General features: G+C 72.8%; 17 protein-coding genes, 3 tRNA genes, 1 other RNA gene and 1 pseudogene. 13 read left to right on the top strand and 9 right to left on the bottom strand.

Annotated features, from left to right (window positions below; genetic code table 11):
* Window positions 1–662, bottom strand: a pseudogene (locus RF644_RS08325) (pyruvate dehydrogenase (acetyl-transferring), homodimeric type); the annotation flags it as partial.
* Window positions 663–1,116: 454 nt separating this feature from the next.
* On the opposite strand from RF644_RS08325, the gene RF644_RS08320 reads away from it, so the two are divergent.
* The 4 genes from RF644_RS08320 to RF644_RS08305 all read left to right on the top strand — a co-directional run bounded on the left by RF644_RS08320 (window position 1,117) and on the right by RF644_RS08305 (window position 3,167).
* The gene (locus RF644_RS08320; protein ID WP_017833737.1) at window positions 1,117–1,533 is read left to right on the top strand and encodes a DUF3052 domain-containing protein; all 417 of its coding nucleotides are present in this window, start codon (window positions 1,117–1,119) and stop codon (window positions 1,531–1,533) included.
* A 35-nt stretch (window positions 1,534–1,568) separates the two neighbouring features.
* Complete coding sequence (locus RF644_RS08315; RefSeq protein WP_017833736.1) at window positions 1,569–2,027, top strand: peroxiredoxin; 459 nt, start codon at window positions 1,569–1,571, stop codon at window positions 2,025–2,027.
* Between the two features lie 31 nt (window positions 2,028–2,058).
* Entirely contained in the window at window positions 2,059–2,961 is a 903-nt protein-coding gene (locus RF644_RS08310; protein WP_368796160.1) for an NAD-dependent protein deacetylase, read from the top strand.
* Between the two features lie 130 nt (window positions 2,962–3,091).
* Window positions 3,092–3,167: transfer RNA gene (locus RF644_RS08305), tRNA-Val, on the top strand.
* Between the two features lie 42 nt (window positions 3,168–3,209).
* Here RF644_RS08305 and RF644_RS08300 read toward each other — a convergent pair.
* The gene (locus tag RF644_RS08300; RefSeq protein ID WP_368796159.1) at window positions 3,210–3,497 is read right to left on the bottom strand and encodes a hypothetical protein; all 288 of its coding nucleotides are present in this window, start codon (window positions 3,495–3,497) and stop codon (window positions 3,210–3,212) included.
* A gap of 220 nt (window positions 3,498–3,717) precedes the next feature.
* Here RF644_RS08300 and gndA point away from each other — a divergent pair, with 220 nt between their 5' ends.
* A complete protein-coding gene (gene gndA / locus RF644_RS08295) occupies window positions 3,718–5,175 on the top strand; it encodes an NADP-dependent phosphogluconate dehydrogenase (protein ID WP_229587627.1) in 1,458 nt (485 codons plus the stop codon).
* A 76-nt stretch (window positions 5,176–5,251) separates the two neighbouring features.
* Here gndA and epsC read toward each other — a convergent pair whose 3' ends face one another.
* From epsC to msrA, 3 genes are all read right to left on the bottom strand, one after another.
* A complete protein-coding gene (gene epsC / locus RF644_RS08290; protein ID WP_035929867.1) occupies window positions 5,252–5,836 on the bottom strand; it encodes a serine O-acetyltransferase EpsC in 585 nt (194 codons plus the stop codon).
* Window positions 5,837–5,993: 157 nt separating this feature from the next.
* The gene (cysK, locus tag RF644_RS08285; protein ID WP_017833731.1) at window positions 5,994–6,929 is read right to left on the bottom strand and encodes a cysteine synthase A; all 936 of its coding nucleotides are present in this window, start codon (window positions 6,927–6,929) and stop codon (window positions 5,994–5,996) included.
* 137 nt (window positions 6,930–7,066) lie between these two features.
* Window positions 7,067–7,666 (bottom strand): peptide-methionine (S)-S-oxide reductase MsrA, encoded by a 600-nt coding sequence (msrA, locus tag RF644_RS08280; protein WP_368796158.1) that lies wholly within the window; start codon window positions 7,664–7,666, stop codon window positions 7,067–7,069.
* 104 nt (window positions 7,667–7,770) lie between these two features.
* On the opposite strand from msrA, the gene RF644_RS08275 reads away from it, so the two are divergent.
* Together RF644_RS08275 and RF644_RS08270 are read left to right on the top strand one after the other, a co-directional pair.
* Window positions 7,771–8,760 carry a Nif3-like dinuclear metal center hexameric protein gene (locus RF644_RS08275; RefSeq protein WP_368796157.1) on the top strand — a complete coding sequence of 330 codons (990 nt, stop codon included), beginning with the start codon at window positions 7,771–7,773 and terminating at the stop codon, window positions 8,758–8,760.
* The gene (locus RF644_RS08270; RefSeq protein WP_368796156.1) at window positions 8,757–9,491 is read left to right on the top strand and encodes a zinc ribbon domain-containing protein; all 735 of its coding nucleotides are present in this window, start codon (window positions 8,757–8,759) and stop codon (window positions 9,489–9,491) included. The genes RF644_RS08275 and RF644_RS08270 overlap by 4 nt, the downstream gene beginning before the upstream one ends.
* A 46-nt stretch (window positions 9,492–9,537) precedes the next feature.
* Here the strand turns inward: RF644_RS08270 and rnpB are convergent.
* An RNA gene (rnpB, locus tag RF644_RS08265) (RNase P RNA component class A) lies at window positions 9,538–9,931 on the bottom strand.
* 69 nt (window positions 9,932–10,000) lie between these two features.
* Between rnpB and RF644_RS08260 the strand changes: the two genes are divergently transcribed.
* Window positions 10,001–10,774, top strand: a complete 774-nt coding sequence (locus RF644_RS08260) for a YaaA family protein (protein WP_368796155.1) — start codon at window positions 10,001–10,003, stop codon at window positions 10,772–10,774.
* Window positions 10,775–10,792: 18 nt separating this feature from the next.
* Here the strand turns inward: RF644_RS08260 and def are convergent, their stop codons facing one another.
* From def to orn, 3 genes are all read right to left on the bottom strand, one after another.
* Window positions 10,793–11,365, bottom strand: coding sequence for a peptide deformylase (gene def / locus RF644_RS08255; RefSeq protein WP_017833726.1), 573 nt, complete (start codon window positions 11,363–11,365; stop codon window positions 10,793–10,795).
* Window positions 11,366–11,463: 98 nt separating this feature from the next.
* Window positions 11,464–11,537, bottom strand: a tRNA-His gene (locus tag RF644_RS08250).
* A gap of 129 nt (window positions 11,538–11,666) precedes the next feature.
* Entirely contained in the window at window positions 11,667–12,284 is a 618-nt protein-coding gene (gene orn / locus RF644_RS08245) for an oligoribonuclease (RefSeq protein ID WP_095650531.1), read from the bottom strand.
* A 156-nt stretch (window positions 12,285–12,440) separates the two neighbouring features.
* Between orn and mptB the strand changes: the two genes are divergently transcribed.
* From mptB to RF644_RS08220, 5 genes are all read left to right on the top strand, one after another.
* The gene (gene mptB / locus RF644_RS08240) at window positions 12,441–14,012 is read left to right on the top strand and encodes a polyprenol phosphomannose-dependent alpha 1,6 mannosyltransferase MptB (RefSeq protein WP_368796154.1); all 1,572 of its coding nucleotides are present in this window, start codon (window positions 12,441–12,443) and stop codon (window positions 14,010–14,012) included.
* 69 nt (window positions 14,013–14,081) lie between these two features.
* A tRNA-Arg gene (locus tag RF644_RS08235) sits at window positions 14,082–14,154 on the top strand.
* Between the two features lie 716 nt (window positions 14,155–14,870).
* A complete protein-coding gene (locus RF644_RS08230; protein WP_017834571.1) occupies window positions 14,871–15,101 on the top strand; it encodes a hypothetical protein in 231 nt (76 codons plus the stop codon).
* Window positions 15,102–15,536: 435 nt separating this feature from the next.
* The gene (locus RF644_RS08225) at window positions 15,537–15,671 is read left to right on the top strand and encodes a hypothetical protein (RefSeq protein ID WP_017834572.1); all 135 of its coding nucleotides are present in this window, start codon (window positions 15,537–15,539) and stop codon (window positions 15,669–15,671) included.
* 205 nt (window positions 15,672–15,876) lie between these two features.
* On the top strand, window positions 15,877–16,470 hold the full coding sequence (locus tag RF644_RS08220; RefSeq protein ID WP_368796153.1) for a single-stranded DNA-binding protein: 594 nt from the start codon (window positions 15,877–15,879) through the stop codon (window positions 16,468–16,470).

The following is a 16,470-nucleotide window of genomic DNA, read 5'->3' as shown; positions in this document are numbered from 1 at the left end:
TTGAACTGCGCCTGGTAGATCGCGTTCATCGGGCCGATGCCCATGGACACGGTCGGGAACTGCCAGAAGTCGGGCATGGAGCGGGGGTGCGGGTAGGAGGGCAGCCCGTTCGGGGCCTTCGTCTTCTCCTGCCGGAACCCGTCCAGCTGCTCCTCGGTGAGCCGGCCCTCGAGATAGGCGCGCGCGTAGTTGCCGGGGGCCGAGTGGCCCTGCCAGAACACCTGGTCGCCGCCGCCGGGGTGCTCCGGGCCGCGGAAGAAGTGGTTGAGGCCCACCTCGTAGAGGGTCGCCACACCGGCGTAGGAGGAGATGTGACCGCCCACGCCGATCTCGGGGCGCTGGGCCCGGTGCACCATCACGGCGGCGTTCCAGCGCAGGAACGCACGGTAGCGCCGCTCGATCTCCTCGTCGCCCGGGAACTCCGGCTCCTGGTCCACCGGGATCGAGTTCACGTAGTCCGTGGTGGTGACCATCGGCACGCCTACGCTCTTCGCACCGGCGTGCTGGAGGAGGGCGCGCATGATGTACTGCGCCCGTTCCGTGCCCTGCGTCTCGATCAGGCCCTCGAAGGACTCGATCCACTCCCGGGTCTCCTCGGTGTCGGAGTCCTTCAGGTTGTTGGTCAAGCCACTGAGGATGTGGTGGTTGCTGGATGAAGGCACGTTCAACCTCTCTTCGTCGAGTTGCCCGACGGATCCCGGGCGGGTGCGCGCGCGAGGGCGCGGCCGGGACGTCCGACAGTCTCAAAAATACCCGTTGCCCGTGCCGCTGTCCGAACGCCACCCGGAACGGGTGGACGTCCGGGAACCGGGCCCGTCGTGCGGATCGCGCCGCCGGGGCCGTCTCGGGCGTACGGGGTGTCTGTGGGGACCATGCTTCCACACCCGGGGCGGGCCGTCACACGGCGTGCCAGCCCACGCGTCACCCCCATGATTCGGAGGCGCTCACCGTGCGGGAGCTTGAAAGAGTCCCTGATCCGGTGTTGTCTGGACGGTGAAGCCGGTATCCGGCCCGCCACCGTGCCCCCGCGGTCCGCCGACGGGCAGGCGGAGCCCAGCACCGGTACGCAGTGCGTGGTCGTCGTTCGTCGGCCCGATCCCAGAAGGAGCAAGAACAGTGAGCGAGGCCAAGACCACCGCGGGTGACGCGGTAGTCCAGCTCGGTTTCAAGGATGGCGACTACATCCAGGAGTTCGGATACGACGAGGACGTCGACCTCGACCTGAGGGACGGCATCGAGGAAGTGATCGGGTCGGACCTGCTGGACGAGGACGACCAGGAGGTCGTCGACGCGGTGCTCCTCTGGTTCCGCGAGGGTGACGGTGATCTCGTCGACACGCTGGTGGACGTCACCACCACCCTGGACGAGGGCGGCGTGGTGTGGGTGCTGACCCCCAAGGCGGGCCGCGACGGCTACGTGCCGCCCGCGGAGGTCCAGGAGGCCGCGCCCACGGCGGGCCTGCACGTGACGACGACCGCCCGCGTCAGCGCGGACTGGGCCGCGACCCGGCTCATGCCCAAGCGCAACGTCTGACCGGGCGTCCCGGACCCCAGCGGAGGAGACCACGCATGCTCGAGATCGGTGCGCCCGCCCCGGACTTCACCCTCAAGAACCAGTTCGGCGAGCCGGTGACCCTGAGCGCCCTCCGCGGCCGCCCGGTGGCGATCGTGTTCTACCCGTTCGCGTTCTCCGGGGTCTGCACCGGCGAGCTGTGCCGGCTCCAGGACAGCCTCTCCGTGTTCGACGACGCCGGGGTGAAGCTGCTCGCGGTGTCCGTGGACTCGAAGTACACGCTGCGGGCGTTCGCGCGGGAGGAGTCCTTCGACTTCGACCTGCTGTCCGACTTCTGGCCCCACGGGGAGGTGGCCCAGCGCTACGGGGTGTTCGACCCGGTGGCCGGTCTGGCGGAGCGGGCCACCTTCGTGCTGGACGCGCAGGGCGTCGTCGTCGACGCCTTCCGGTCGGAGCGCGGCACGCCGCGGGAGCTTGAGGCCTACCGCACCGCCCTCACCAAGCTGCACGGCTGAGCCCGGCCGGCCCGGTCCCCAGCGAGCAGCGATGTCCACCGTCCGCGCCGGCTACGGCGCCCCCGTGCACCCCGACCAGTTCCCGGACCCCGACGCCGCCGGGCTCGAGGCGGGCCTGGCCGGGGCGGCCGCGCTGCTGGGCGGTCGGCGGACGGCCGTCCTGACGGGGGCGGGCATCAGCACGGAGTCCGGGATCCCGGACTACCGGGGCCCCGGCTCCACTCCCCGCACACCCATGACCTTCGACGAGTTCATGGGCAGCGCGGCCATGCGCAGCCACTACTGGGCGCGCAACCAGTACGGGTGGCGCCACCTGGCGCGGGCCCGGCCCAACGCCGGGCACGCGGCCCTGGCCCGGCTCGAGGAGACGGGGTCCGTCACGGGCGTGGTCACCCAGAACATCGACCGCCTGCACCAGGCTGCGGGGTCCCTCAACGTCGTGGACCTGCACGGGCGCTACACGCAGGTCGGGTGCATGCGCTGCGCCACCCGCATCCCCCGGGCGGTGCTCTCCGACCTGTTCGACGAGCTCAACCCCGGCTTCTACGACTCGATCTCGTCCCCGGACGACATCGACTTCGCCCCGGACGCGGACGCGGTGGTGCCGCGCACGGCCGGGTTCCGGGTGCCGGACTGCCCGGTCTGCGGCGGGGTCCTGAAGCCCGACGTCGTGTTCTTCGGGGAGAACGCGCCCCGGCACCGGGTGCTGCGCGCGCTGCGCATGGTGGACGCCGCCGACGCCCTGCTGGTCGTGGGCTCGTCCCTGACCGTGAACTCGGGGCGCCGCTTCGTCCGGCACGCGGTGCGCGCCGACGTGCCGGTGGTGATCGTCAACCACGGGCGCACCCGGGGGGACGCCGCGGCGCGGCTGAAGGTCGACGCGTCCGCGACCGCCTTCCTGGTGGGGCTCGAGCAGCGACTCGCCCGGCCGTAGGGCGGGCGGCGAATATGGCGAACGTCACGCCGGGCGGAGCCCGCACCCGGTCGGCACCGGTGCGCCCCGGCGGGTAGCCTGTTCGGGAACCGGGTGCCGGCGGTTGCGAAAACCGCCCACCCGGTTGTCAGGGTCTTTAGCTCAGCTGGTAGAGCGCCACGTTTACACCGTGGATGTCATCGGTTCGATCCCGGTAGGACCCACCACGAGCCGGTCGCGACGCCCGCGGGAGCCGGTGCGGAGCACGACTAGCGGAAGTACACCTGCTTGGACCCGGCCCGGGTGCACAGGACCACGATGCTCCCCGTGCTGTCGGCCTTCCGGGCCTTCTTCACGTAGGAGGAGGCCTTGCCCCCGCACAGCTGGGCCGCCTTCTCGCTGGCCCGGGCGATCGTCGCCTCGTTGAGCACCTCCTTGGCGCCCACGACCACGTCGACCTTGCCGTCGGCGGCCGCCGCGGCGGGTGCGAATCCTGCGCCCGCCCACAGCGTGGCGCAGGCCACGGCCCCGATCATCGTCCTCTTCCACGCGTCCATGCCAAGCCCCCCGGATCTCGTGCTCCACCACCAATGTAGGAGCCCCGGCGGGGGGATTGGCGATTGTGACGCAGGTTCTTCCGAGGACTTCTCCGCCGGGCCTCCGGTCCGGGCTCCACGCCCGGCCCGCTCCTCGGCGAGCACGGTGAGGACCCCGGAGGGCCGCGGCAACAAGTGCGCACCGGACGGAGCGCCCTCCCGGAGTTTGTAGGCTGGGGGCATGGCAGCAGAACAGAAAGCTCAGATCGGGGTCACCGGCCTCGCGGTCATGGGCGCGAACCTCGCCCGCAACTTCGCCCGGCACGGTTACACCGTCGCCCTCCACAACCGCTCCGTCGAGAAGACCGACGCCCTGCTCGACGCCCACGGCGACGAGGGGACGTTCCTCCGCACGGAGACCCTCCAGGAACTCGTGGACGCCCTCGAGACCCCCCGCCGCATCCTCGTGATGGTCAAGGCCGGCGCCCCCGTGGACGCCGTGATCGAGCAGCTCGTGCCGCTGCTCGAGAAGGACGACATCATCATCGACGGCGGCAACTCCTACTTCCAGGACACCCGGCGCCGCGAGCGCGAGCTCGCCGAGAAGGGCCTGGACTTCGTGGGCATCGGCGTCTCGGGCGGTGAGGAGGGCGCCCTGCTCGGGCCCTCCATCATGCCCGGCGGACCCCGCAAGTCCTACGACTCCCTCGGCCCCCTCCTCGAGGACATCGCGGCCAAGGCGGAGGACGGCACGCCGTGCTGCGCCTGGATCGACACGGACGGCGCCGGCCACTTCGTGAAGATGGTGCACAACGGCATCGAGTACGCCGACATGCAGGTCATCGGCGAGGCGCACGAGCTGCTGCGCTCCGTCGCCGGGCTCGAGCCGGCCGAGCAGGCCGACGTCTTCGAGCAGTGGAACCGCACCGAGCTGGCCTCCTACCTCATCGAGATCACCGCGCACGTGCTGCGCCAGGTCGACGCCCGCACCGACCAGCCCCTCATCGACGTGATCGTGGACGCCGCGGGGCAGAAGGGCACCGGCCGCTGGACCGTCCAGGAGGCCCTCGAGCTCGGCTCCCCGGTCACCGCGATCGCCGAGTCCGTCTTCGCCCGGGCGCTGTCCTCCGCCGAGCCGGAGATGCGCCTCGAGGCGCAGCGCGTGCTGCCCGCCGGCATCGGCGGCACCACCGAGGACGTCGTGCACGACCCCGAGTTCGTGGAGGACGTGCGCAAGGCCCTCTACGCCTCGAAGCTGGTCAGCTACGCCCAGGGACTCGACATGCTCACCATGGCCGGCCGGGAGTACGGCTGGGACCTGGACCTCGCGACCATCGCGGGCCTGTGGCGGGAGGGCTGCATCATCCGGGCGGAGCTGCTCGAGGTCATCATGGAGGCGTACAAGGGGGACAAGCAGCCGCTGAACCTGCTGTTCGCCCCGGAGTTCGTTGCCGCCGTCGAGGAGGCCCTGCCGTCCTGGCGGCGCGTCGTGGCCCGGGCCGTGGAGCGCGGCATCCCCGCGCCGGTGTTCGCCACCACGCTGAACTACTACGACTCGCTGCGCCGGCCCCGGCTCAACGCGGCCCTGACGCAGGGTCTGCGCGACTTCTTCGGCGCCCACACCTACCGGCGCACCGACGACGCCGAGGGCACCTACCACACCCTGTGGAGCGGGGACCGCTCCGAGGTCGTCTCCTGACCCGGACCCCGCACGACGACGCCGGCCGGCCGTCCCCGTCCCGGGGGCGGCCGGCCGGCGTCGCAGCGGGGCAGGGTCAGATCCACATCGCGGGGTCGATGTAGCTGGAGGGGTCCACGAGGGGCTGCTGCTTCTCGGGGGTGCGCGGGCGGACCTTGCCGGGGATCCCGGTCACGATCGAGTCCTCCGGCACGTCCTTGACCACCACGGCGTTGGCGCCCACGGCGGAGTCGGCGCCGATTTCCACGGGGCCCAGGATCTTCGCCCCGGCGCCGATCACCACGCGGTCGCCCACGGTGGGGTGCCGCTTGACCTTCTCCAGGGAGCGCCCGCCCAGGGTCACCCCGTGGTAGATCATCACGTCCTCGCCGATCTCCGCGGTCTCCCCGATGACCACGCCCATGCCGTGGTCGATGAAGAAGCGGCGCCCGATGGTCGCCCCCGGGTGGATCTCGACGCCCGTGAGGAAGCGGCCGAGCTGGGAGACCGTGCGGGCCAGCAGCCGCCGGTCGGGTTGCTGCCACAGCCGGTGGGACAGGCGGTGGACCCAGATGGCGTGCAGACCCGAGTAGTTGAGGGCGATCTCCACCCTGGACCGCGCGGCCGGGTCGTGCGTCCGGGCTGTCTGCAGGTCCTCGGCGAGTCTGCTCCAAAAACTCACGGTCTTCCTCTGTTCTTCCGGGGGCGGGGGTCCTGGCCCGCCGGGACGGCGGGACGTGCTGGGGCGCGGACGGGAACGACCCGCCCACCACCGGGAGCAACGTCACCGGCAGGCGGCGCTATTCCCGGCGGGGACGGGTCGTGGTCAGTGGCGCGGCTCAGCCCCGGATGTCCTCGTAGAGCAGGGTGGAGATGTAGCGCTCGCCGAAGTCGCACACGATGGCGACGATCAGCTTGTCCCGGTTCTCCTCCTTGGCCGCCTCCTGGAGGGCGGCCCACACGATGGCGCCCGAGGAGATCCCGCCGAGGATGCCCTCCTTGGTGCCCAGCTCGCGGGCGACCCGCACCGAGTCCTCGACCGTCACGTCGTAGACGTCGTCGTAGATCTCGCGGTCCAGGATGTCGGGGATGAAGTTCGCGCCGAGGCCCTGGATCTTGTGCGGACCGGCCTTGCCCTCGGTGAGCAGGGGCGAGTCGGCGGGCTCGACGACGACGAGGCGCACGTCCGGCTTCTGCTCGCGCAGGTAGCGGCCCGCACCCGTGATGGTGCCGCCGGTGCCCACGCCGGAGATGAACACGTCGACCTGGCCGTCGGTGTCCTCCCAGATCTCCGGGCCCGTGGTCGCGTAGTGGATGGCCGGGTTGGCCTCGTTGGCGAACTGGCTGGCGAGGACCGCGTTGTCGGTGGTGTCGACGATCTCCTGGGCCTTCTCGACGGCGCCGCGCATGCCCTCCGCGCCCGGGGTGAGCACGATCTGGGCGCCGTAGGCGCGGAGCATGACCCGGCGCTCCGTGGACATGGTCTCCGGCATGGTCAGGATGACCTTGTAGCCGCGGGCGGCGCCGACCATGGCCAGCGCGATGCCGGTGTTCCCGGAGGTGCCCTCGACGATCGTGCCGCCCGGCTTCAGCTGGCCGGACTTCTCGGCGGCGTCGATGATGGCCACGCCGATCCGGTCCTTGACGGAGTTCGCCGGGTTGTAGAACTCCAGCTTCACGGCGACGTTGCCGGGCAGGCCCTCGTCGAGCCGGTTGAGGTGGACGAGCGGGGTGCGGCCCACGATCTCGGTGACGTCGTTGTAGATCTTCGGCATGTGCGTACCTCGGTTTCTGCGTGGTCGGTTCTCTGTCGGATCTGGGTGCTGCTCGGGTCGTGCTGCGGCCGCCGGCGCTCTGGGGGGCCCGCGGCGGCGCGGTCCTAGCTCAGCCTAGCCACGCGCCGCAAGCGCTACTATGCGGTAAGCCACGCGGAGTAACGTTTCCGGACCTTCGCCAGCTTGGGGTTGATGATCACCTGGCAGTAGCCGTTCCAGGGCTGCGCGGCGTAGAAGTCCTGGTGCTCGGGCTCCGCCTCCCAGAACGGGCCCAGCGGCTCCAGCGTCGTGACGATCGGCTGGTCCCACGCCGGCTGCGTCCGGCGGATCGACTGCTCGAACAGCTCCCGCTGGGCCTCGTCGGCCCAGAACATGGCGGACCGGTACTGGGTGCCCACGTCGTAGCCCTGCCGGTTGAGGGTGGTCGGGTCGTGACCGGTGAAGAACAGGTCCAGGATCACGTCCGCCGGCACCACCGACGGGTCGAAGGTCACGGCGACCGCCTCCGCGTGGCCGGTCGTGCCCGTGCACACCGCGTAGTAGTCGGCGCGCCCGGGGTCGCCGCCGGTGTAGCCGGAGACCACGGAGGTGACGCCCCGGGTGATCCGGTAGACCGCGTCGAGGCACCAGAAGCACCCGCCCGCGAGCACGAACGTCTCGGTCGCGGCGGGCTCCGCCGCGGCGGGGCGGGGATCGGGGGCGGGACGTGCGTCGTCGTCGTGCGCGGAGTAGGCCATGACCCGTACAACACCGCACGGCCCGCATCATTCCCGCACCCGCCCCGGACGCCTCCGCGCCCGCCTCGGCGGCCGGCGCGGAACGGACTCCTAGACTGGGGCGCATGAGCGAGCAGAGCACGTCCCCGCCCCGGCCCGCCCCCACCCTGTCGGAGGTGCTCGAGACCGTCGAGCAGCTGTGGCCGATGCACCTGCAGGAGCCGTGGGACGCCAGCGGGCTCGTCACCGGCCGCCCCGACCAGCCCGTGCGCCGGATCCTGTTCGCCGTGGACCCCGTGGCCGGGGTCATCGCCGAGGCCGTGTCCACCGGCGCCGACCTGCTGGTCACCCACCACCCCCTGCTCCTGCGCGGTGTGACGTCCGTGGCCGCCGACGGCTTCAAGGGCGCCGTGGTGCACGAGCTCATCGAGCACCGGTGCGCCCTGCTCGCCTGCCACACCAACGCGGACTCCGCCCCGGACGGCGTCTCGGACGCCGTGGCACGGGCCGCCGGCCTCACGACGACGACGCCCCTCGCGCCGCACCCCGCCGACCCGGCCGTGGGCATCGGGCGCGTCGGGGACCTGGCGCGGCCCGTGCGCCTGCGGGAGCTGGCCCGGCGCCTGGCCGACGCCGTGCCGCCCACCGCCCACGGGGTCCGGGTGGCCGGGGACCCCGACGCCCTCGTCCGGCGCGTCGCCGTGTGCGGGGGAGCCGGGGACTCGCTCTTCGACGCGGTGCGGTCCTCCGGGGCCGACGTCTACGTGACCGCGGACCTTCGCCACCACCCGGCGTCCGAGGCGCGCGAGGCCGCGCTGGGCCCCGGCGCCGGCGGCACCCCGTACCTCGTGGACCTCTCCCACTTCGCGAGCGAGTGGCTGTGGCTGCCCGTGGGCGCCGCCGCGCTGCGGGAGGCGCTCGCGGCGCGCGGCCGCGACGTCCAGGTCGACGTCTCCGAGCGGTGCTCCGACCCGTGGGACTTCCGCCTCGACCGCCCCGGCCACGACGGGTCCGACCCCGTCCGGTCCGGCCACGACCGCTCCGGCCGCGACCACCCCGGCCACGACCGTTCCGCCCCCGACCCCGCCGCACCGACCGCAGGAGGACCCGCATGAGCACCGCCACGCCCGAGCAGCAACGAGCCCTGCTGGAGCTCGAGCGGGTGGACGCCCGGCTGCGCCGGATCGCCGCCCGGATCGCGGAGCTGCAGACCGACCCCGAGGTCGCCGCCGCGCTGCAGCTCCGGGCCCGGGCGATCGCCACCGCCAAGGAGCTCGGGGCCGCGGAGCAGGACGTCCGGGACCGGCTGGCCGCCGCCGAGCAGAAGGTCGCCCGCGTCCAGGCCTCGATCGAGAAGGACCGCCGGCGCCTCGAGCAGGGCGGCTCCGCCAAGGACCTCATGGGCCTGCAGCACGAGATCGACACCCGCACCCGGCAGCTGGCCGAGGCGGAGGAGGCGGAGCTGGGGGTCATGCAGGAGCTCGAGGACGCCGTGGCGCACCGCGCCCGCATCACGCCGCGGCTCAAGGAGGCCGACGCGGAGGCCCGGCGCCGGGTCGAGGCCCGGGACGCGGAGGGCCGCGCGCTGACGGCCGAGCGGGACGAGCTGGCCGGCACGCGCCCCGCCGCAGCGGAGGGCGTGGGGCACCCCGGGCTGCTGGCACGGTACGAGAAGATCCGGACCGGGCGCGGCACCGATCGGCCGGCGGCCGCGGAGCTGCGGGGCACCGCGTGCGGGTCCTGCGGCACGGCGCTCAGCCCCACGGACGCCGCGACGTTCCGGGCGGCGGCCGCGGACGAGGTGCTCACGTGCCCCGAGTGCGGGGTGCTGCTCGTCCGCTCCTGAGGCCTCCAGGCACCGCTCGAGCCCGGAGCGCGCGGTGCGGGGGCGGGGGACAGGCCGGCCTGTAAGCCGGGTTCTGTGCGCACGGCCGGTCGCCCGTGCCGTGCCGGTGACCATCCATCTAGGCCCACCGTTGCCGGTGGGCTCGAGCGGCCTACCCGGGTGCTCGGGCGAGCAGCCCTCGGACGCACCCTGTCTGGCCTTGCTCCGGATGGGGTTTACCGAGCCGCGCCGGTCACCCGGCGCGCTGGTGGTCTCTTACACCACCTTTTCACCCTGACCCGCCGCCCGGACGGACCGGGGACGGGCGGTCTGTTCTCTGTGGCACTTTCCTGCGGGTCTCCCCGAGTGGGCGTTGCCCACCATCCTGCTCTGCGGAGCCCGGACTTTCCTCGCGCCGCGACAGCCGGAGCTGCGCGGCCCGCGGTCACCCGGCCGACCTGTCCGAGGCCCATCCTACCCGCCGGTCCGGGGCGCCCGGACCGGCCCGCGGGGTCACTAGACTGCTGCGAGTGCTGATCCTCCTCCCGCCCTCCGAGACCAAGACCGCCCCCGGCGCCGGCGCCCCCGTGGACCCCGCCGTCCTGTCCTTCCCCGAGCTCACGGCCGCCCGGGAGCAGGTGCTCGCCGAGCTGGCCGCGACGAGCGCCCGCGAGGACGCGCTCGAGGTGCTGGGCGTGGGGGAGCGGCTACGCGGCGAGGTCGAGCGCAACACCCGGCTGGGCGCCGAGCCGGCCGCACCGGCCCTGAGCGTCTACACCGGGGTGCTCTACGACGCCCTCGACCCGGCCGGGATGACCGGGGCGCAGCGGGCCGCCGCGGCAGCCTCCCTCGTCGTCGTCTCGGCGCTGTGGGGCGCGGTGCGCCCCGACGACCGGATCCCGGCCTACCGCCTGTCCATGGGTGCCGAGCTGCCGGGGCTCGGCAGGCTCGCGGCGCACTGGAAGCACCACCTGCCCGCGGTGCTGGTGCCGGCGGCCGGGGACGGGCTCGTCGTGGACTGCCGGTCGGCCGCCTACGCGGCGGCGTGGCGCGGCCCCCGGGCCCGGACGGTGGGGGTGAAGGTGGTGCGGGAGCGGAGCGGGAGGCGCCAGGTCGTCTCGCACATGGCCAAGCACACCCGCGGCCTGCTGGCCCGGCACCTCGTCGAGCGCGCCGCCTCCGGCGAACGCCTGGAGACGCCGCTGGACCTGCTCTCGGCGGCGCAGGAGCGCTGGCGGGCCGAGCTGACGGAGCCCACGGCCCGTTCGGCGGGCGAGCTCGTCGTCGTGCGCACCGAGGACTGAGTCCGGTGCGCGGACGGATCAGTGGCCGAACGGGTCCTCGTCGACGCCGGGGGTCCAGGTGTGGCCGCCGCGGCCCCAGCCCTCGGCCTTGACCGCCTTCCGGGCCTTGCGGGACCACTTGTCGTTGAGCCGGTCCACGTAGAGCTTGCCGTCCAGATGGTCGTACTCGTGCTGCATGACGCGGGCGAACCACCCGGTGGCCTCGAAGTCGACCGGACGGCCCTCCACGTCGAAGCCGGCGACCCGGACCCAGTCCGCCCGCTTCAGCGGCCAGCTGTAACCGGGCACGGACAGGCAGCCCTCGGACTCCTCGTCCGGGTCCGGCGCCTCCTGAGAGATCTTCCCCGGCGTCAGCACGGGGTTGACGAGCACCCCGCGCGGCGCCACGTCGTCGTCGTTCTGGAACGTGTAGGTGAAGATCCGCAGCCCCACGCCGATCTGCGGGGCGGCGAGCCCCACGCCGTGGGCGGCGTCCATGGTCTCGTACATGTCCGCCACGAGGGCGCGCAGGTCCTCGTCGAACCGCGCCACCTTGGCTGCGGGACGGTGGAGGACGGGATCGCCGGTGATCACCACGGGACGGACGGCCATGACGCACTTCCTTCGACTTGCCGGGGCCTGCGCCCCTTCGAACCGGTTCGGGAACGACGAAAGGCCGCCCCGAGTCAACGGGACGGCCTTTCACAGTGGGTGAGCGACGGGGGTTGAACCCGCGACCTCCTGGACCACAACCAGGCGCTCTGCCGAACTGAGCTACGCCCACCATGAACGCCCGCCGGAAGACCGTGCTTCCGCTGGGCAACGCATACGAGTGTACCGCATTCCCGGAGGGCTCCGGACCACGCCGGGACCCCCGCCCGTCCGGGCCGGGGTCCCGGCCCGGACGGGGGACTCAGGCGCCCGTGCGGGACGCGGCGATCTCCGCGGCGATGCCCTTCGCGGTCACCGAGTCCGGCCCCGGCTCGGCGGCGAACACGGCGCGGCGGTAGTACCGCAGCTCGTCGATCGAGTCCCGGATGTCGCCCAGGGCCCGGTGGTTGCCGGTCTTCGGCGGGGCCTGGAAGTAGGCGCGCGGGAACCACCGGCGGGAGAGCTCCTTGATGGTGGAGACGTCGATCACGCGGTAGTGCAGGTGCGCCACGAGCTCCGGCATGTCGCGCACCAGGAACGTGCGGTCCGTGCCCACCGAGTTCCCGCCCAGCGGGGCCTTGCCGGGCTCGGGCACCCACTCCTTGATGTAGGCGAGGACCTGCTCCTGCGCCTGCTCCATCGTCAGACCGGAGGGGAGCTCATCGAGCAGCTTGGAGGAGGTGTGCATGTTCCGCACGAAGTCCCCCATCTGCGCCAGCGCCGCCTCGTCCGGGCGGATCACGACGTCGACGCCCTCCCCGAGGACGTTCAGCTCGTCGTCGGTGACGAGCGCCGCGACCTCGATCAGGGCGTCGTCCTCGATGGACAGCCCCGTCATCTCGCAGTCGATCCACACAATGCGTCCGTTCGAATTAGCCACCCGGACAATCTACCGTGCCGCCCCGACGCCGCCGGTCGCCGCCGGGGCCGGTCGGGGACTCCCCGAGGAGCCGGGGATAGGATCGGGGCGACCACGGGTCCGTGCTGCGCCCAGCCGGGGCGCCCGCAGCCACCGGACGGGCGCATCGGGAGAGCAGTGCAGACCACTTCGACGACGCCGGCGCCGGGCGAGGGACCCGACGGCGTCCGGCCGCCGGCGGATCCCCGGAGCTCGTGGTACGACTCCGACTCGCTCCTGCGGACGGTGCTCATGGGCACGCTCGGGTCGCTCATGCTCCTGGTCGGCTCCCTGGGCGTCGGCTGGCTCGCCTCCGTCTCCCCGCTGCGGCAGGCGCCGGTCATCATCGGCATGCGCTTCACGACCACCGGGGTGATCGTCTCCATCCTCCTGCTCGCCGTGGGCGGGATGCTCCTGATCCGCGAGTGGCTGCGCCTGGGGCAGAAGCTCAACACGTGGGGACCCGGCAGCGGCCGGTGGGTGCTCATCGCCATCGCGGCGTGGGCCGCCCCCATGCTCGTGACGATCCCCCTGTTCAGCCGGGACGTGTACTCCTACATCGGCCAGGGCCGGGTGATGGCCAGCGGGCTGAACCCCTACGAGCACGGCGTCTCCACGATCGACAATTTCTTCCAGCTCGGGGCCGACCAGATGTGGTCGGAGTCCCCGCCGCCCTACGGGCCGCTCTTCCTGTGGCTCGAGCAGTTCGTGGTGGCCGTCACCGGCGCGGACCCGGACGCCGCGGTGCTCTGGTTCCGGGGGATGTGCGTGCTCGCCGTGATCGCCTGCATGTGGCTGATCCCGCGGCTCGCGCGGCTGCACGGCATCAACCCGGCCCGGGCCCTGTGGCTCAGCGTGGCGAACCCCCTGTTCCTCACGAACTTCATCGTCTCCGTGCACAACGACGCCATCATGATCGCCCTGGCCCTCGGCGGCACCTACGCCGCCGCGGTGCACCGCAACTGGAAGGGCGGTCTGCTCGGGACCACGCTCGTCACGCTGTCCGTGGCGATCAAGCCCATCACCCTCGTCTTCCTGCCCTTCATCGGCCTGCTGTGGGCGGGCCGGAACGCGTCCTGGACCCGCCGCTTCGTCATCTGGTTCCTGGTCCTCGTCTACGCGGTCGCCCTGCTCGGGCTGATGGGGCTGCTCAACGGCTTCGGCTTCGGCTGGGTCTCCGCCATGTCCACCCCCGGCTCCGTGTCCATCTGGTACGCCCCGGTGGGTCTCGCCGGCGTGCTCGCCACCACCCTGGCCGCGGCCGTGGGCGCCGACGCGGGCCAGTGGCGGGAGGTGGTCCACACGGCGGGCCAGGCCCTCGCGGTGCCCGTCATCCTCTGGCTGATGTTCGTGGGCCGGGACGAGCGGATCATCCGCCGGCTGACCTGGGCGTTCGCCGCGATCGTGCTGTTCTCCCCGATGATCCAGGCCTGGTACGTGGTGTGGCTCATCCCGCTGTTCGCCGTCACGGGCATCCGCAGCGACTGGCAGGTCGACATCCTGTTCTTCCTCACCGTCTTCTTCATGATCTACGCGGTCTCCGACCAGCTGGATGTCTTCCCGTACCTGGACCTCGACCTCAGCTCCGGCCGGCTGATCGCGGCGGTCGTCGCCCTCTCCTACGGCGTGTACCTGTGGTTCATCGACCCGGCGACCCGGCGGCTCTTCCGCGGCCGCTACCAGCCCCCGGTGCAGAGCGCCGTGATCTGAGGAGCCGGTGCGGCCCCCGCGAGTTGATAAACTCGACCGCAGTGCCCGGGACACGGTCCCGGGCGGCACGCCCCAGTAGCTCAGTGGATAGAGCAGGAGCCTTCTAATCTCTTGGTCGGGGGTTCGACTCCCTCCTGGGGCACACTGAAAATCCCCGCCATTCCGGGCCTCACGGCTCAGGGTGGCGGGGATTTCGTCGTCTCTGGCGGCAGATCCGACGGCACGTCGTGCTGCGGTGCCCGGCGGGATCTCTCCGGTGGCGAGATGCACGGCCCTTGCGGGCAGGGCCGGCGGACCGGATGAGCGTGCCGGCGCCCGCTCGGTGCCACAGCCTCCCCGGCCGCAGCGGGGGCGGGGTAGGCTGTGCGGTGGGCACGCAGATCTCGCCGTCTGTCTGCCCGCGGCCCGCTCGGTCTTACTGGACCGGGCGGGCCATCTTTCGTCGGTGGCGGAGCCGGCAGGTGCTGAGCGGCGTCCCGGCAGGCGCCCGGAGCCGGAGTTCTCTCCCGCCACACCCCGGACGACCGGCCCCCCTGCGGTCCTCGGCGGGCACGGCCCGGCCGTCCCCCTCCCCGGCAGCCCTGCCGGTGCCTCTCCTCGAGCTGCAACCCGCTCTGGATTGTTTGCGGTCGCGAAAGTGTGGACAAGCACCACCCTGTGAATTCGCATACGTTAAGTAGCACATCGAGAGGTGCAGTGATCCGGCCACCTGAGCTCCGCGCCAGGACGGACGAGGGGCCGGAGCAGCACCTCCGTGACGACCCCGGCGGCAGCCCGCCGGGACGGCCGCAGTTCCCGGACGGGGTGCCCGGGGCGGCCACGGACCACGCGTCCGGATCCGATTCAGGGGGAGGAACCATGAGCGTCACCATCATCAGGCAGTGGACCGGCCGGGGGGCCCGTTACTACCACTACGACACGGTGGAGGAGGCCACGGAGGACACCCGTGACTTCATCGTCCGCAACGTCGGCCCGGACATCGATCCGCAGCAGCTGGAGGCGATCACCCGGGGCGTCGTCGCGCTGCACTGCATGCACCTCGACTTCCGGGAGGACTGCATCGTGGTCGAGCCGGGGCACGCCGCCTAGTCGAACGGAACGCGCGGGGTCGGCGGCGAACCGGGCACGGCGCCGTGGCGCCGTGCCCGGAGACTGCGGGAGGTCCTCGCACGCGAGGCCGACCGCCGTCTCCCGTCCGGGCGCCCGCACTGCACCGGCACCGGCCTGCCGAGGCGAGGTCGCGGCCGACGCCCGTGGCTGACGTCCGCGGTCGTCGCCCCGCCGCGCGGAGCGACGGCTCCGAGGGGCGGGGCGACGGCTCCGCGCAGCGGGGCGACGCGCGGGGACGGGGTGGGCGCGGCACCCGCTCCGGCGGTCCGGGCGCCGTGCCGGCCCCGAAAACCGGTCCGCGGTGCATCCACAGGAGCCCCTGGGCCGGTAGTAGGGGTGAGGACACCCGCGCAGGATGTCGTCCGGCAGGCCGTCACCTGCCAGGCCACTGCAACGAACATCGAGGTGAGTCCGTTGGCCCGGATCCGACTCTGCCAGTGCGGCGCCCCACCGCTCTACGGCCCGTGGTGCTGGGCGTGCTCCCACGAGCAGGAGCGGCACCGGGAGCCCCTCGCCGTCATCGCCTGGAACGCCGTCGACATCGACTGACGGGCGCTCGCGGACCGCGAGCCGGCCCCACGCCGGTCGCACGGCGGTCGCACTGCACAGCACGTGGTCACCGCACCCGAGGAGCGCGGCCGTCCACAACCGGGGCCCGCCCGCCGCGGCGGCACCGGCTCCGGCAGCACGCTGGGTGCACCCCGCCACCGGGGCCAGCACCGGCCGCACCGGCCGCCGTCCAGAGGAGTTCCCGATGACCGAGCAGATCACCGTCCGCGGCTACGTGGCCACGGATCCCGAGTCCCGCAGCCTGCCCGACGGCACCGTGGTGGTGACCTTCCGCCTCGCCTCCACCCCGCGCTGGTTCGACCAGCAGGCCGGTGCGTGGCGGGACGGGCACACCAACTGGTTCTCCGTCCAGGCGTTCCGCTCGCTGGGGCTCAACGCGCTGGCCAGCATCAAGAAGGGCCAGCCCGTGGTGGTGGTCGGCAAGCTCAAGGTCCGGTTCTGGGAGGGCGAGCACGGGCGCAACACGGCCGTGGACGTCGACGCGGTGTCCCTGGGGCACGACCTCGCCCTCGGCACGGCCTGTTTCCAGCGCACGGTGAGCTCCTCGCCGCCCGCCGAGCAGACGGGGGAGCGGCCCGCCGGGCAGACCGAGGACGCGGCGGCGCCCGGGGACGCCGCGACGGCCCCGGACGGGGACCCGTCCGATTCGAGCGGCGACCCCGACGGCGGGGGCGGCACCCCGGCGGTCCCGGAGGACGTCGATCCGGAGACCGGTGAGCTCCTCGGGACCGCTGCCGGGCCGGGCCGGCGCCCGCGCCGCCAGCCCGCCACCGCCTGA

Source organism: Kocuria sp. CPCC 205258, from assembly GCF_040981005.1.
GTDB classification, from domain to species: Bacteria; Actinomycetota; Actinomycetes; order Actinomycetales; family Micrococcaceae; genus Kocuria; species Kocuria rosea.
The sequence above is the reverse complement of the archived record's forward strand: the minus strand, read 5'-3'. Positions and strand labels throughout refer to the sequence as shown.

What these genes read in the sequence shown, in the direction of transcription:
- RF644_RS08315 (WP_017833736.1), top strand. Translation starts at nt 1,569, where the DNA reads ATGCTCGAGATCGGTGCGCCCGCCCCGGACTTCACCCTCAAGAACCAG.
- RF644_RS08310 (WP_368796160.1), top strand. Translation starts at nt 2,059, where the DNA reads ATGTCCACCGTCCGCGCCGGCTACGGCGCCCCCGTGCACCCCGACCAG.
- RF644_RS08300 (WP_368796159.1), bottom strand. Translation starts at nt 3,497, where the DNA reads ATGGACGCGTGGAAGAGGACGATGATCGGGGCCGTGGCCTGCGCCACG.
- gndA (WP_229587627.1), top strand. Translation starts at nt 3,718, where the DNA reads ATGGCAGCAGAACAGAAAGCTCAGATCGGGGTCACCGGCCTCGCGGTC.
- cysK (WP_017833731.1), bottom strand. Translation starts at nt 6,929, where the DNA reads ATGCCGAAGATCTACAACGACGTCACCGAGATCGTGGGCCGCACCCCG.
- msrA (WP_368796158.1), bottom strand. Translation starts at nt 7,666, where the DNA reads ATGGCCTACTCCGCGCACGACGACGACGCACGTCCCGCCCCCGATCCC.
- RF644_RS08275 (WP_368796157.1), top strand. Translation starts at nt 7,771, where the DNA reads ATGAGCGAGCAGAGCACGTCCCCGCCCCGGCCCGCCCCCACCCTGTCG.
- RF644_RS08270 (WP_368796156.1), top strand. Translation starts at nt 8,757, where the DNA reads ATGAGCACCGCCACGCCCGAGCAGCAACGAGCCCTGCTGGAGCTCGAG.
- def (WP_017833726.1), bottom strand. Translation starts at nt 11,365, where the DNA reads ATGGCCGTCCGTCCCGTGGTGATCACCGGCGATCCCGTCCTCCACCGT.
- RF644_RS08230 (WP_017834571.1), top strand. Translation starts at nt 14,871, where the DNA reads ATGAGCGTCACCATCATCAGGCAGTGGACCGGCCGGGGGGCCCGTTAC.
- RF644_RS08220 (WP_368796153.1), top strand. Translation starts at nt 15,877, where the DNA reads ATGACCGAGCAGATCACCGTCCGCGGCTACGTGGCCACGGATCCCGAG.